The organism is Variovorax sp. UC122_21, from assembly GCF_044056785.1.
GTDB lineage: Bacteria > Pseudomonadota > Gammaproteobacteria > Burkholderiales > Burkholderiaceae_C > Variovorax.
This window is the reverse complement of sequence record NZ_CP172004.1, coordinates 6,434,075-6,447,904: the sequence shown is the minus strand read 5'-3', so window position 1 is coordinate 6,447,904 and position 13,830 is coordinate 6,434,075. Positions and strand designations below refer to the sequence as shown.

The 13,830-nt window shown below is 69.6% G+C and carries 11 protein-coding genes and 1 pseudogene; 3 read left to right on the top strand and 9 right to left on the bottom strand.

Translation table 11 applies throughout. From position 1 onward, the window contains the following. Nucleotides 1-3 precede the first annotated feature (3 nt). From ACHMXE_RS43095 to ACHMXE_RS43055, 9 genes and pseudogenes are all read right to left on the bottom strand, one after another. Nucleotides 4-705, bottom strand: coding sequence for an ABC transporter ATP-binding protein (locus ACHMXE_RS43095; protein WP_057595313.1), 702 nt, complete (start codon nt 703-705; stop codon nt 4-6). Beyond that, a complete protein-coding gene (locus ACHMXE_RS43090) occupies nt 705-1,469 on the bottom strand; it encodes an ABC transporter ATP-binding protein (protein WP_395349501.1) in 765 nt (254 codons plus the stop codon). Before ACHMXE_RS43090 ends, ACHMXE_RS43095 begins: the two co-directional genes overlap by 1 nt. After that, the gene (locus ACHMXE_RS43085) at nt 1,466-2,458 is read right to left on the bottom strand and encodes a branched-chain amino acid ABC transporter permease (RefSeq protein WP_395353043.1); all 993 of its coding nucleotides are present in this window, start codon (nt 2,456-2,458) and stop codon (nt 1,466-1,468) included. Before ACHMXE_RS43085 ends, ACHMXE_RS43090 begins: the two co-directional genes overlap by 4 nt. 26 nt (nt 2,459-2,484) lie before the next feature. After that, entirely contained in the window at nt 2,485-3,357 is an 873-nt protein-coding gene (locus tag ACHMXE_RS43080; RefSeq protein WP_093343724.1) for a branched-chain amino acid ABC transporter permease, read from the bottom strand. Between the two features lie 199 nt (nt 3,358-3,556). Continuing rightward, nucleotides 3,557-4,732, bottom strand: coding sequence for an ABC transporter substrate-binding protein (locus ACHMXE_RS43075; RefSeq protein ID WP_093343725.1), 1,176 nt, complete (start codon nt 4,730-4,732; stop codon nt 3,557-3,559). Further along, nucleotides 4,729-5,535, bottom strand: a complete 807-nt coding sequence (locus ACHMXE_RS43070) for an alpha/beta fold hydrolase (RefSeq protein ID WP_395349500.1) — start codon at nt 5,533-5,535, stop codon at nt 4,729-4,731. Before ACHMXE_RS43070 ends, ACHMXE_RS43075 begins: the two co-directional genes overlap by 4 nt. Continuing rightward, on the bottom strand, nt 5,532-7,079 hold the full coding sequence (locus ACHMXE_RS43065; protein ID WP_395349499.1) for a benzoate-CoA ligase family protein: 1,548 nt from the start codon (nt 7,077-7,079) through the stop codon (nt 5,532-5,534). The genes ACHMXE_RS43070 and ACHMXE_RS43065 overlap by 4 nt, the downstream gene beginning before the upstream one ends. Before the next feature lie 60 nt (nt 7,080-7,139). Then, nucleotides 7,140-8,691: pseudogene (locus ACHMXE_RS43060) on the bottom strand (3,4-dehydroadipyl-CoA semialdehyde dehydrogenase). Nucleotides 8,692-8,815: 124 nt separating this feature from the next. Next, nucleotides 8,816-9,316: a DUF4863 family protein gene (locus ACHMXE_RS43055; RefSeq protein ID WP_209540309.1), complete on the bottom strand. Its 501-nt coding sequence runs from the start codon at nt 9,314-9,316 to the stop codon at nt 8,816-8,818. Nucleotides 9,317-9,478: 162 nt separating this feature from the next. Between ACHMXE_RS43055 and ACHMXE_RS43050 the strand changes: the two genes are divergently transcribed. From ACHMXE_RS43050 to boxB, 3 genes are all read left to right on the top strand, one after another. Next, a complete protein-coding gene (locus ACHMXE_RS43050; RefSeq protein ID WP_203203572.1) occupies nt 9,479-10,414 on the top strand; it encodes a helix-turn-helix transcriptional regulator in 936 nt (311 codons plus the stop codon). A gap of 191 nt (nt 10,415-10,605) precedes the next feature. Beyond that, the gene (boxC, locus tag ACHMXE_RS43045; RefSeq protein WP_395349498.1) at nt 10,606-12,282 is read left to right on the top strand and encodes a 2,3-epoxybenzoyl-CoA dihydrolase; all 1,677 of its coding nucleotides are present in this window, start codon (nt 10,606-10,608) and stop codon (nt 12,280-12,282) included. 31 nt (nt 12,283-12,313) lie between these two features. Next, the gene (gene boxB / locus ACHMXE_RS43040; RefSeq protein ID WP_395349496.1) at nt 12,314-13,741 is read left to right on the top strand and encodes a benzoyl-CoA 2,3-epoxidase subunit BoxB; all 1,428 of its coding nucleotides are present in this window, start codon (nt 12,314-12,316) and stop codon (nt 13,739-13,741) included. Nucleotides 13,742-13,830: the final 89 nt, after the last annotated feature.

Sequence of the window (13,830 nt, the reverse complement as noted above, 5' to 3'; positions counted from 1 at the left end):
CCCTCAGACCCCGAGCAGCGCCTCCAGCGCCTGCGGCTGCGCGAGCAGCGCGCCCGAGGCGCCCTGGCGCACGATCTGGCCCTTCTCCATCACCACCGCGAGCTCGGTGTGGGCCAGCACCTTGCGGTAGTCGCGGTCCACGATCAGGGTGGCGATGCCGGTCTGGCGGATCTGCTCGATCACGCGCCAGATCTCGGCCACGATCAGCGGCGCCAGGCCCTCGGTCGCCTCGTCGAGGATCAGCAGGCGCGGGTTGGTCATCAGCGCGCGGCCGATCGACAGCATCTGCTGCTCGCCGCCCGAGAGCTGCTGGCCGCCGTGCGACAGGCGCTCGGCCAGCCGCGGGAAGGTGGCCATCACGCGCTCGAAGGTCCAGGCGCGCTGGCCGTCGATGCCGGCGCGCTCGCTCATCACGAGGTTCTCGCGCACCGAGAGGTTGGGGAAGATGCCGCGGCCCTCGGGCACGTAGCCGATGCCCAGGCGCGCCATCTTCTCGGGCGGCAGGCCCGTGACCGTGCGGCCGTCGACCTGCACCTCGCCAGAGGCGGGGCGCACGTAGCCCATGATCGTGCGGATCAGCGTGGTCTTGCCCATGCCGTTGCGCCCCAGCAGCCCGACCGAGGTCGCGGCCGGGATCTCGGCATGCACGCCGCGCAGGATGTGGCTGTTGCCGTAGTAGGTGTTGAGGTCCTTGACGTTCAGCATCAGTGTTCCTCTCCCAGGTAGGCGGTGCGGACTTCGGGGTTCTCGCGGATCGCGTCGGGGCTGCCGGTGGCGATCACCGTGCCGTTGACCATCACCGTGATGCGGTCGGCCACGCGGAACACCGCGTCCATGTCGTGCTCCACCAGCAGGATGGCGTGCGTGGCCTTGAGCTGCGCGAGCAGGTTCAGCATGCGGTCGGTCTCCTCCGCGCCCATGCCGGCCAGCGGCTCGTCGAGCAGCAGCACGCGCGGATGCGTGGCCAGGCACATCGCCACCTCGAGCTGGCGTTGCGCGCCGTGGCTCAGCGTGCCGGCGATGCGGTGCGCTTCGGCGGCGAGGCCCGCGGCTTCGAGCGCCGCGTCGGCCGAGGCCGAGCTCGCGGCGCAGCCGCGCGACGACTGCCAGATCGCCCAGGGCCGCGGCGTGGCCGCCTGCGCCGCGAGGCGGCAGTTCTCGTGCACGCTGAACTCCGGAAAGATGGTGGTGCGCTGATAGCTGCGGCCCACGCCCGCGAGCGCGCGGCGGAACTGCGCGCGCGTCGTGATGTCCTCGCCGTCGAGGCGGATGCGGCCGGCCGAGGCCTCGATCTCGCCCGAGAGCATGTTGATCAGGGTCGACTTGCCCGCGCCGTTGGTGCCGATCACCGCATGCACCTCGCCCACGTGCAGGTCGAGCGTGACCGCGTTGACCGCGACCAGGCCGCCGAAGCGGCGGGTCAGTCCCTCGACGGACAGCAGCACCGAATCGCTGATGCGTGCGTTCATGCCCCGCTCCTCGGCGACAGCCGCTGCACCAGCCCGATCAGGCCCTTGGGCAGCAGCGCCACGAACACGATGATGGTCAGCCCCAGCGTGAGCTGCCAGTGGTCGGCCAGCGGCCCGAGCAGCGCGTGGGTCGAGAAGATCTCCTTGAGCAGCGTGAAGGCGATGGCGCCGATCACCGCGCCGCGCAGGTGGCCCAGGCCGCCGAGGATCACCATCAGCAGCACCTCGCCCGAGTTGTGCCAGGCCATCAGCTCGGGATTGACCACGCCGTCGCGCGAGGCCAGCAGGAAGCCCGCGAGGCCGGCCAGCGCGCCGGCCAGCACGAAGGCCGCGAGCTTGTAGGCGTAGGTGGGGAAGCCCGCCGCGCGCATGCGCTGTTCGTTGACGCGGATGCCCGCGAGCGCCGCGCCGAAGCGCGAGCGGCGCAGCAGCGCGAGCAGCGCGTAGGTGAACACCAGCGACGCCAGCACCACGTAGAACAGCACCGTGCGGTTCTCGAGGTCGAGCGCGCCGAGGGCCGGGCGCACGTAGAGGTAGATGCCGTCGCTGCCGCCGCCGACCTTGGTGTCGTGGAACACGAAGAAAGCCATCTGCGCGAAGGCCAGCGTCACCATGATGAAGTAGACCCCGCGCGTGCGCAGGCTCAGCGCGCCGACGAACAGGGCATAGAGTCCGGCCGCGCCCATGGCCGCGGGCAGCAGCAGCGCGAAGTTGCCGCCCTCGGCGCCCGAGGCCAGCACCGTGACGTAGGCGCCGATGCCGTAGAAGGCCGCGTGGCCCAGGCTCACGAGGCCGGTCATGCCGACCAGCAGCTCGAGGCTCAGCGCGAAGATCGACAGGATCATCACCTTGACGATGAAGTCCGAGGCGTAGTTGCCCAGCAGCGGGCCGGCGATGCCGATGGCCAGCGCGCAGGCCAGCGGCAGCGCCGCGCCGCCGAACGAGCCGGCGTTCCGGGCGAGGGAAGAAGAGGGCGTGGAGGCAATCATGCGCGTGGAGGTCCTGGGGATCGAACTCATGGACGCCGTCCCATCAGCCCCTCGGGCTTCCAGATCAGCACGATCGCCATCAGCAGGTAGATGCCGATGCCGCTCAAGTCGGCGAAGAACACCTTGCCGAAGGTGTCGACGAAGCCCACCAGCAGCGAGGCGACGAGCGCGCCGGTGATCGAGCCGATGCCGCCGATCACCACCAGCACGAAGCAGATGATCAGCACGCTCGCGCCCATGTTGGGATAGACCGAGGACATCGGCGCGGCGATCATGCCGGCCAGCGCCGCGAGCGCCACGCCGGCGGCGAAGACGATGCGGTAGAGCCGCTTCACGTCGATGCCCAGGCCGCGCACCATGTCGCGGTTGCTCGCGCCGGCGCGGATCATCATGCCCAGGCGCGTGCGGTTGACCACCCAGTACAGCGCCAGCGCCAGCACGATGCAGGCGGCCGAGGCGAACAGGCGATACCAGGGATAGCTCATCACGCTGCCCAGCGCGAAGCTGCCGTCGAGCCAGGCCGGCACCTTCACGCCGTGCACGTCGTTGCCCACCAGGATCGAGCGCAGTTCCTCGAACACCAGGATCAGGCCGTAGGTCATGAGCACCTGCTGCAGGTGGTCGCGCTGGTAGAGGTAGCTGAAGAAGGCCCACTCGAGCAGGTAGCCGAAGATGGCGGCGAGCACCACGCCGGCCACCAGCATCAGCAGGAACTGGTCGCCGAACAGCGGCGCCAGCGAGAACGCCATGTAGGCGCCGATCATGTAGAAGCTGCCGTGCGCGAGGTTGATCACGCCCATGATCCCGAAGATCAGCGTCAGGCCCGAGGCCACGAGAAAGAGCAGCAGTCCGTACTGAACCGAGTTCAGGCACTGGACGAGGAAGGTGCCGAAGTCCACGGGTGGGGTCTCACTGAAGAGGCTGGCAAGAATCGGAGCCGGATGCCGCTCCAGCCGTTCGGCCTGAGCCTGTCGAAGGCGGGGCACGCAGCTTGCGCGGCGGCTTCGACAGGCTCAGCCCGAACGGGCAGGGGCGGGCCGGGACGAAATACGAAAGCGAAGAGAAGAAGATCGAGCCGATCCGCGGAAGGCCGAGGCCTTACATGCGGCAACCGCGGGCAGGGTCGGCCAAGCCCTTGATCGCCGTGCTCACCAGCTTGTTCTCCTTGCCTTCCACCTTGCGCAGATAGATGTCCTGCACCGGGTTGTGCGACTTGCTGACCGTGAAGGTGCCGCGCGGGCTGTCGATCTTCGCCTTCTCGACCGCGGCCGCGAAGTCGGCCTTCTTCGTGATGTCGCCCTTGGTGGCGGCGAGGCCCACGCCCAGCATCTGCGCGGCGTCGTAGCCCTGCACCGCGTACACGTCGGGCTGCAGCTTGAAGGTCTTGGCGTAGGCGGTGCGGAAGGCGGTGTCGCGCGGCGTGTTCAGGCCGTCGGCGTAGTGCAGCGTGGTGAGCATGCCCTGCGCCGATTCGCCCTGCGCCTCGAGCGTGCCGTCGGTCAGGAAGCCCGGGCCGTACAACGGGATGGTCTTGTTCAGGCCCGCGGCCTGGTAGTCCTTGACGAACTTGACCGCGCCACCGCCCGCGAAGAAGGCGTACACGGCATCGGGCTTGGCCGCCGCAATCTCGGTCAGCAGGGCCTGGAACTCCACGTTCGGGAACGGCAGCGTGAGCTGCTTGTCGACCTTGCCGCCGGCCTTCTCGAAGCCTTCCTTGAAGCCGTTGACCGACTCCTCGCCGGCCGCGTACTTCCAGGTGATGGTCATGACCTTCTTCTTGCCCTGCTGCTTGGCCGCCACTTCGCCCATGGCGTAGGCCGGCTGCCAGTTGCTGAACGAGCTGCGGAAGATGTTGGGCGCGCACATCGGGCCGGTGACGGCGTCGGCGCCGGCATTGGGCACGATCAGCACGGTGCCGCTCTCCTTGGCGGCCTTGGCCATGGCCATGGCCACGCCCGAGTGCACGGTGCCCACGATCACGTCGACGTTGTCGCGCTTGATCAGCTTGTTGACGTTGTCGGTGGCCTTGGCGGGATCGGACTCGTCGTCGACCTTGAAGTATTCGATCTCGCGGCCCGCGAGCTTGCCGCCCTGCTCGTCGACGTAGAGCTTGAAGCCGTTCTCGATCGCCACGCCGAGCGCGGTGAAGGTGCCGCTGTAGGGCAGCATCAGGCCGACCTTGAGCTTGCCCGTGCCCTGGGCCGAGGCGGCCGTGCACAGCGCGGCGAAGGACAGCGCGGTCAGCGCGAGGCGGGTGGTGTGGCGAATGGTCATGAACTCTGTCTCCTGTTTTTGGTGATGAACGAAGTGGCCGCGACGATGACACGATCCGGCTGATCGCGATGCGGGGAATGCCCGCATTCGGGGATCTCGAGCAGCTCGCAGCCGGGCACGCGCGCGGCGATGCCGCGGATCTGCGCGAGGCTGCCGTACTCGTCGCCGACGCCCTGCACGGCGAGCACGGGGCAGCGGATCGCGTCGAGCTCGGCCTCGATGTTCCAGTCGCGGAATGGCGGATGCAGCCAGATGCGGTTCCAGCCCCAGAAGGCCGAGTCGGCGCTGTCGTGGTAGCGGCCGAGTTTCTGCGGCAGGTCGGTGCCGAGGTAGGCAGTGCGCGCGAGCTCGATGTTCGCCACCGTCACGTCTTCCACGAAGATGTGCGGCGCGAGCACGATGAGGCCCGCGACGCGATCGGGAAAGCGCGCGGCGTACAGCAGCGAGATCGAGCCGCCGTCGCTGTGGCCGAACAGCCAGGGCTGCTCGCCGTCGAGCGCGAGCGCGGCGAACAGCGCGGGCAGCACCTCGTGCGCCTGGCGGTGCATGAAGTCCACGTCCCAGAGCTCGTCCTCGGCGCGCGGCGTCGAGCGGCCATAGCCGGGGCGCGAGAACACCAGGCCGCGCACGCCGGCGGCTTCGCACAGGCGCGCGGGAAAGTCCTTCCACATCGCGACCGAGCCCAGGCCCTCGTGCAGGAACACGACGAGCGGCGCGTCGGCGCGCTCGGCCGCGATCCACTGGCACTCGATGCGCACCGCGCGGCCGCGCCAGTCGATGGTGGCGAAGTCCGGAAGGCTCATGCCTGCTTCTCTCTCTCGCGCAGCCGGAAGCGCTGGATCTTGCCGGTCGCGGTCTTCGGCAGCTCGGCCACGAACTCGAGGAAGCGCGGGTACTTGTAGGGCGCGAGGCGCTCCTTCACGAAGGCCTTGAGCTCGTCCTCGGTGGTGGTGCCGCCGTCCTTGAGCACCACGAAGGCCTTGGTCTTCGTGAGGCCCTCGCCGTCCTCCTTGCCGATCACGGCGGCCTCGAGCACGGCCGGGTGCTGCATCAGCGTGGCCTCGACCTCGAAGGGCGAGACGTAGATGCCGCTGACCTTGAGCATGTCGTCGCTGCGGCCCGCATAGGTGAAGTAGCCGTCGGCGTCGCGCGTGTACTTGTCGCCGCTCTTGGTCCAGCCGCCCTGGAAGGTCTCGCGCGACTTCTCGCGGTTGGTCCAGTACATCAGCGCCGAGCTCGGGCCGCGGATGTAGAGGTCGCCGACCTCGCCGTCGGGCACCGCGCGGCCGTCCTCGCCGCGCAGCTCGACCTCGTAACCCTCGACCGGCTTGCCCGTGGTGCCGTAGCGCACGTCGTCGGGCCGGTTCGAGATGAAGATGTGCAGCATCTCGGTCGAGCCGATGCCATCGATGATGTCGCAACCGAAGTGCGTCTTGAAGCGCTGCGCGATCTCGCCGGGCAGGGCTTCGCCGGCCGACGAGCACATGCGCAGCGCCACCGCTTCGCGCGCCGGCAGCTTCGGCGAGGCGAGCATGCCCGCGAAGCCGGTGGGCGCGCCGAAGAAGACCGTGGGCTTGTGCTCCACCCAGCGGCGGAACGTTGCATCGGGCGTGGGGCGCTCGGCCATCAGCACCACGGTGGCGCCCACCGACAGCGGGAAGGTCAGCGCATTGCCCAGGCCGTAGGCGAAGTACATCTTGGCGGCCGAGAAGCAGACGTCGTTCTCGGTCAGGCCCAGCACCGGCTTGCCGTAGAGCTCGGCGGTCCACCAGAGGTTGGCCTGCGTGTGGACCGTGCCCTTGGGCTTGCCGGTGGAACCCGACGAGTAGAGCCAGAAGCCCGGATCGTCGGAGGCCGTGAGCGCGGGCGCGGCCAGCGGCTCGGCGGCGGCGAGCGCGGCCTCGAAGTCGCGCGCGCCCTCGGGCAGCGCGCCCGCGGGTTGCGACACCAGCAGCGTGTGCAGCTCGTGGCCGCCGCGTGCCATCGCTTCCTGCAGCACCGGCAGCAGCGCACCCGACACCAGCGCGGCCTGCGCGCGGCTGTGGTCGAGCATGTAGGCGTAGTCCTCGGGCGTGAGCAGCGTGTTGACGGCCACCGGCACGATGCCGGCATAGAGGCAGCCGAGGAAGCTCACGGGCCAGTCGTTGCCGTCGAGCATCAAGAGCAGCACGCGTTCCTCGCGGCGCAGGCCCGCGGCCTTGAGCGCCGCGGCCAGGCGGCGCGCGCGGTCCTCGAGCTGGCCGTAGCTCAGCGTGCCGCGGTCGTCGACGTAGGCGGTGCGCGCGGCGCGCTCGCGGTTGAGCGCGAACAGGTGCTCGGCGAAATTGAAGCGGGGTGGCAGGCTCATCGTGTGTCTCCTTGGGGCCTCTCTCCGGGGGGCTGCGGCGGTATCTATATAGAAGGGCGGCTACAGCCCCAGGGCGGCGAGCACGCCGTTGCCCGCCTGCACCGCGCTGCGGCGGTGGTAGAAGTCCAGCGCGCGCAGGCCGCCGAGTTCGGCGCCGCCGCCCGCGCGGCCCGGGCCGCCGTGCAGCGACATCGGCATCACGTTGCCGTGGCCGGTCTGGGCCTGCGCCACCTCGGGCGTGATCACGTGCACGCGGCCATGGCTGGCCGCGAGTTCGACCGCCGCCTGCGCGAGCGCCGTTTCGTCGGCGCCGTAGAGCGAGGTCACGAGCGAGCCCTGGCCGCGGTGGGCGAGCGCGTAGGCATGGGCCGTGTCGCGGTAGGGCAGCAGCGTGGCGACCGGGCCGAAGACCTCGATGTCGTGCACCTGCCGCGCCGCGTCGGCGTCGCGCGCGCCCAGCAGCACCGGGCCGATGCAGGCGGCCACGGCCGGGGTCGGCATCGACCAGCGGGCGGTCGCGGCCGTCGTGCAGCACCTGGGTCTGCGCGGCGAGCGCATCGAGGCCTTCGCGCACCGCGGCCAGCTGCGCACGGCTCACCAGCGAGCCCATGCGCACGCCCTCGTTGCGCGGGTTGCCCACGCTCACGCGCGCGAGCTTGGCGCCGATCGCCTCGGCGGCGGCGTCATAGAGTTCGGCCGGCACGAGGATGCGGCGGATCGCGGTGCACTTCTGGCCCGCCTTCACCGTCATCTCGCGCACCACCTCGCGCACCAGCAGGTTGAAGGCCTCGCTGCCGGGCGCGGCGCCGGGCAGCAGCAGCGCGCTGTTGAGGCTGTCGGCCTCGATGTTCACGCGCACCGAGCGCCGCGCCACCGCGTCGTGCGAGCGGATCAGCGCGGCGGTGTCGGCCGAGCCGGTGAACGAGACCACGTCGAAGGGCTGGAGCTGGTCCATCAGGCCGGCCGAGCTGCCGCAGATCACCGACAGCGCGCCCGCGGGCAGCACACCCGCGTCGACCACGTCCCTGACCATGCGCTGCGTGAGCCAGGCGGTGGCGGTGGCCGGCTTCACGATCACCGGCACGCCCGAGAGCAGCGCGGGCGCGGCCTTCTCCCACAGGCCCCACGAGGGGAAGTTGAAGGCATTGATGAACAGCGCCACGCCATGCGTGGGCACCTGCAGATGCTGCGACTGGAACAGCGGCTCCTTGCCGAGCCTGGCGGCCTCGCCGTCGCGCAGTGCGCGCACGTCGCCGAGCGCGTCGCCCCATTTCGCGTACTGGCCCAGCGTGAAGATCGCGCCGTCGATGTCGACGGCCGAGTCGTTCTTCACCGTGCCCGAGTTCGCGGTCGCGATCTCGTAGTAGGCATCGCGGTTGGCCTGCAGCACCTTGACGACGGCGGCCAGCAGGCCGGCGCGCTGGCGGTAGGTGAGGGCACGCAGCGCCTGGCCGCCCTGTTCGCGCGCGAACGAGAAGGCCCCGGGCAGGTCGAGCCCGGTGGCGTCGACGCGCACGAGCTCGGTGCCGAGCACCGGGTCGAAGAGGGGCGTGCCGGCGCCCGAGCCGCTTTGCCAGCGGCCGGCGACGTGGTTGGGAAGAAGCTCGGTCATTCGATGGGCTCTCGATGTGTGCAGATTCGGGGAACACCGCGGAACCGGCTTTGCCGGGCCGCTGGTGTTGCCCCCGGCGAGGGGGTTGGCGGCCACACGAAGTGGGCAAGCCTGGGGGAGTGCCTCATACCGTGAACTTGATCTGCCCTTCGGGCAGCAGGTAGAGAACGAGCGCGCGGCCTTGCGCGACGGTCGGGCGGTGCGCGCTGCCGGGGCCGTAGACGCACCAGCCCGCGGGCCGCCCGTCGAAGCTGGCGCCGGGGCTGTCGTCCAGCGGCATGATCAGGTCGATCTCGCCCTGCGGATGGGTGTGGTGCGGGCCGGCGATGTCCTGCATGTCGACCACGTCGACCGAGAAGCGGTGCAGCGCGTCCTCGGCCTTGAAGACACGGCCGTACCTGATGCCGCCGCCTTCGCGTTCGCACAGCCAGCCTTCGGCCACGCCCTGGCGGCAGGCGGCGCCGAGCCGCGCGAAAGTGGGGCTGCCGGCGCCGTGGTTCGCGTTGAGCCAGCGGTCGAGCTCGGCGTCGAGCGGCCGGCCGGCGATCTCGGCGGTCAGGCCGGCGATCAGTTGGTGGAAGGCTTCCTTGCCGCCGGGGCTGGCGGAGTGGCTGCTGTCGGACATCGTGGGCCTCGAACTTTGGTATTGCCTTGCAGGAATGCTGCACGTGCAGTATCTTGCGTGTGGCCGAACAATAAGCATCGAGACAACCAGTGTCAAGCAATATAGTGCATCTATGGTGTTTACCCTGAGCGCGCACAATGCCGGCGAAACAAGAGGAATGGCATGAATGAGCATGTAGACGCGGTGCTGGCCACCGCGCCGGAAGGCGCCGCCCCCGCCGCGCCCGGGGAGGTGAAGAACCCGCTGCTGGTCGCGCTCGGCGAGCGCGTGCGCAACCTGCGCGCGCAGCGCGGGCTCACGCGCAAGGCGGTGGCGATCGCGGCCGAGGTGTCGGAGCGCCATCTCGCCAACCTCGAGTACGGCATCGGCAATGCCTCGATCCTGGTGCTGCAGCAGGTGGCGGGCGCGCTGCATTGCTCGCTGGCCGAGCTGGTCGGCGACGTGACCACCAGCTCGCCCGAGTGGCTCCTGATCCGCGAGCTGCTCGAGCACCGCAGCGAGGCCGACCTGCGCCGCGTGCGCGTGGCGCTCGGCGAGCTGCTGGGCACGGCCTCGGTCGACCCGGCGCGGCACCGGCGCATCGCGCTCGTGGGCCTGCGCGGCGCGGGCAAGTCCACGCTGGGCCAGATGCTGGCCGACGACCTCGAGGTGCCCTTCGTCGAGCTGAGCCGCGAGATCGAGAAGCTCGCCGGCTGCAGCGTGCGCGAGATCCACGACCTCTACGGCACCAACGCCTACCGCCGCTACGAGCGCCGCGCGCTCGAGGAGGCGATCCAGATCTACAGCGAGGTGGTGATCGCCACGCCCGGCGGCATCGTGTCCGACCCCGCCACCTTCAACGAGTTGCTCGCGCACTGCACCACCGTCTGGCTGCAGGCCGCGCCCGAGGAGCACATGGGCCGCGTGGCCGCCCAGGGCGACACCCGCCCGATGGCCGCCAGCCGCGAGGCCATGGACGACCTGCGCCGCATCCTCAACGGCCGCGCCGCCTTCTATTCGAAGGCCGATCTCACGGTCGACACCAGCCGCCAGACCCTGCCGCAGAGCTTCCAGAACCTGCGCGCCGCGGCCCGCCAGGCGATGGGCCTGAAGGCCTGACCCGCCCGGCGCCGCCGCGCGCCGGCCCCTGGCTTCGGTCACGTTCTCGAAAAAAACCGCATCAAGCATTGACGTGCCCGTAAACATGCAGCATGATGCATGTCATCGCCGCAGGAAAGTGCATTATTATTCGTGCATCGACCTTGTCCCGCGGCCTTTCAAGCCCACGGAAGACCCAGGAGACCCCCGCCATGACCGACACCACCGCAGCCACCGCCGCCCCGCGCGTCGACTACCGCATCGAGCCTTCCCAGTACCGCCACTGGTCGATCGGCTTCGACGGCGAGATCGCGCGCCTCACGCTCGACATCGCCGAGGACGGCGGCATCCGCCCGGGCTACAAGCTCAAGCTCAACAGCTACGACCTCGGCGTCGACATCGAGCTCAACGACGCGCTTAACCGCATCCGCTTCGAGCACCCCGAGGTGCGCAGCGTGATCGTGACCAGCGGCAAGGACCGCATCTTCTGTTCGGGCGCCAACATCTTCATGCTCGGCGTCTCCAGCCACGCCTGGAAGGTGAACTTCTGCAAGTTCACCAACGAGACCCGCAACGGCATGGAAGACACGTCGAAGCACTCGGGCCTGAAGTTCCTCGCGGCCGTGAACGGCGCCTGCGCCGGCGGCGGCTACGAACTGGCGCTGGCCTGCGACGAGATCCTGCTGGTCGACGACCGCTCCTCCTCCGTCTCGCTGCCCGAAGTGCCGCTGCTCGGCGTGCTGCCCGGCACCGGCGGCCTGACCCGCGTGACCGACAAGCGCCACGTGCGCCATGACCTCGCCGACATCTTCTGCACCAGCGTCGAAGGCGTGCGCGGCCAGCGTGCCGTCGAATGGCGCCTGGTCGACGCGGTCGCCAAGCCCGCGCAGTTCGCCGCCGCCGTGCAGGAACGCGCCTCGCAGCTCGCGGCCGGCAGCGACCGTCCCGCCGGCGCCAAGGGCGTGGCGCTCACGCGCCTCGAGCGCACCGACAGCGCCGACGGCATCGCCTACTCGCACGTCAACGTGCAGATCGACCGCAGCAAGCGCACCGCCGCGATCACCGTCAAGGCGCCGAGCGGCGCGCAGCCGACCGACATCGCCGCCATCGAGGCCGCGGGCGCCGCCTGGTGGCCGCTGGCCGTGTGCCGCGAGCTCGACGACGCGATCCTCAACCTGCGCACCAACGAACTCGACATCGGCACCTGGCTGCTGAAGACCGAGGGCGACGCCCAGGCCGTGCTGGCCTCGGACGCCGTGATGCTCGCGAACAAGGACCACTGGCTGGTGCGCGAAACGCTCGGCGCGCTGCGCCGCACGCTGGCGCGCCTCGACGTCTCCTCGCGCAGCCTGTTCGCGCTGGTCGATGCCGGTTCCTGCTTCGCCGGCACGCTGGCCGAGCTGGCCTTCGCGGCCGACCGCAGCTACATGCTCGCGCTGCCCGACGACGCCGAGCGCGCGCCCAGGCTGGTCCTGAACGAATTCAACTTCGGCTTCTTCCCGATGGTCAACGACCAGAGCCGCCTTCAGCGCCGTTTCTACGAAGAGGCCGCGCCGCTCGAGGCCGCGCGCGGCGCCGCCGGCAAGCCGCTCGATGCCGACGAGGCCCTGAAGCTCGGCCTGGTCACGGCCGCGCCCGACGACATCGACTGGGACGACGAGATCCGCATCGCGATCGAGGAGCGTGCCGCCATGTCGCCCGACTCGCTGACCGGCCTCGAGGCCAACCTGCGCTTCTCGAGCAAGGAGAACATGATCACCCGCGTCTTCGGCCGCCTCTCGGCCTGGCAGAACTGGATCTTCAACCGCCCCAACGCCGTCGGCGAGAAGGGTGCGCTCAAGGTCTACGGCACCGGCGAGAAGGCCGGCTTCGATCTCAACCGCGTCTGAACCTGCAGCCCGTACAACCCAAGGAACAACGATGAGCACGATCAACTACAGCGAGAAGATCCCCAACAACGTCAACCTCGGCGAAGACCGCACGCTGCAGCGCGCGCTCGAAGGCTGGCAGCCCAACTTCATCAACTGGTGGGACGACGTCGGCCCCGAGGGCTCGACCAACCACGAGGTCTACCTGCGCACCGCCGTGAGCGTCGACCCGCAGGGCTGGGCCCAGTTCGGCCACGTGAAGATGCGCGACTACCGCTGGGGCATCTTCCTGAACCCCGGCGACGCCAACCGCGAGATCCACTTCGGCGACCACAAGGGCGAGAAGGCCTGGCAGGACGTGCCCGGCGAGCACCGCGCCAACCTGCGCCGCATCATCGTCACGCAGGGCGACACCGAGCCCGCCTCGGTCGAGCAACAGCGCCACCTGGGCCTGACCGCGCCCTCGATGTACGACCTGCGCAACCTGTTCCAGATCAACGTCGAGGAAGGCCGCCACCTGTGGGCGATGGTCTACCTGCTGCAGAAGCACTTCGGCCGCGACGGCCGCGAAGAGGCCGATGCACTGCTGCAGCGCACCTCGGGCGACGAGAACAACCCGCGCATCCTGGGTGCCTTCAACGAACGCACGCCCGACTGGCTCGCGTTCTTCATGTTCACCTACTTCACCGACCGCGACGGCAAGTTCCAGCTCTCCGCGCTGGCCGAGAGCGCCTTCGATCCGCTGGCGCGCACCACCAAGTTCATGCTGACCGAGGAAGCCCACCACATGTTCGTGGGCGAGAGCGGCGTGTCGCGCGTGATCGCGCGCACCGCGCAGGTCATGAACGAGCTCAAGACCGACGACGCGCAGAAGGTGCGCGCGGCCGGCGCCATCGACCTCGGCACCATCCAGCGCTACCTGAACTTCCACTACAGCGTGACCATCGACCTGTTCGGCGCCGACCAGTCGAGCAACGCCGCCATCTTCTACAGCTCGGGCCTCAAGGGCCGCTACGAGGAAGGCAAGCGCACCGACGACCACGTGCTCAAGGGCCAGACCTACAAGGTGCTGGAGGTCAAGGACGGCCAGCTCGTCGAGAAGGACGTGCCGATGCTCAACGCGCTCAACGAAGTGCTGCGCGACGACTTCATCAAGGACTCGGTGGCCGGCGTCGGCCGCTGGAACAAGGTGCTCGAGAAGGCCGGCATTCCGACCCGCCTGGTCGTGCCGCACAAGGCCTTCAACCGCCAGATCGGCGCGCTCGCCGGCATCAAGATGTCGCCCGAGGGCCGCGTGGTGAACGACATGGAATGGGCCGCCAAGCGCGACGAATGGCTGCCGAGCACCGAAGACTTCGCTTTCGTGGCATCGTTGATGGGCCGCGTCATCGAGTCGGGCAAGTTCGCGGGCTGGATCGCGCCGCCGGTGATGGGCATCAACCGCCAGCCGGTCGATTTCGAATACGTGCGTTTCGGCTGAGCGGGTATTTAGGCATTGCTCCTTCCCCCTCTGGGGGAAGGCCGGGATGGGGGCAGGCAGCGTGACCACGACAAGCGCCGCGTGCCCCC

What these genes read in the sequence shown, in the direction of transcription:
- ACHMXE_RS43095 (WP_057595313.1), bottom strand. Translation starts at nt 705, where the DNA reads ATGCTGAACGTCAAGGACCTCAACACCTACTACGGCAACAGCCACATC.
- boxB (WP_395349496.1), top strand. Translation starts at nt 12,314, where the DNA reads ATGAGCACGATCAACTACAGCGAGAAGATCCCCAACAACGTCAACCTC.
- ACHMXE_RS43070 (WP_395349500.1), bottom strand. Translation starts at nt 5,535, where the DNA reads ATGAGCCTTCCGGACTTCGCCACCATCGACTGGCGCGGCCGCGCGGTG.
- ACHMXE_RS43085 (WP_395353043.1), bottom strand. Translation starts at nt 2,458, where the DNA reads ATGATTGCCTCCACGCCCTCTTCTTCCCTCGCCCGGAACGCCGGCTCG.
- ACHMXE_RS43050 (WP_203203572.1), top strand. Translation starts at nt 9,479, where the DNA reads ATGAATGAGCATGTAGACGCGGTGCTGGCCACCGCGCCGGAAGGCGCC.
- ACHMXE_RS43065 (WP_395349499.1), bottom strand. Translation starts at nt 7,079, where the DNA reads ATGAGCCTGCCACCCCGCTTCAATTTCGCCGAGCACCTGTTCGCGCTC.
- ACHMXE_RS43075 (WP_093343725.1), bottom strand. Translation starts at nt 4,732, where the DNA reads ATGACCATTCGCCACACCACCCGCCTCGCGCTGACCGCGCTGTCCTTC.
- ACHMXE_RS43055 (WP_209540309.1), bottom strand. Translation starts at nt 9,316, where the DNA reads ATGTCCGACAGCAGCCACTCCGCCAGCCCCGGCGGCAAGGAAGCCTTC.
- boxC (WP_395349498.1), top strand. Translation starts at nt 10,606, where the DNA reads ATGACCGACACCACCGCAGCCACCGCCGCCCCGCGCGTCGACTACCGC.
- ACHMXE_RS43090 (WP_395349501.1), bottom strand. Translation starts at nt 1,469, where the DNA reads ATGAACGCACGCATCAGCGATTCGGTGCTGCTGTCCGTCGAGGGACTG.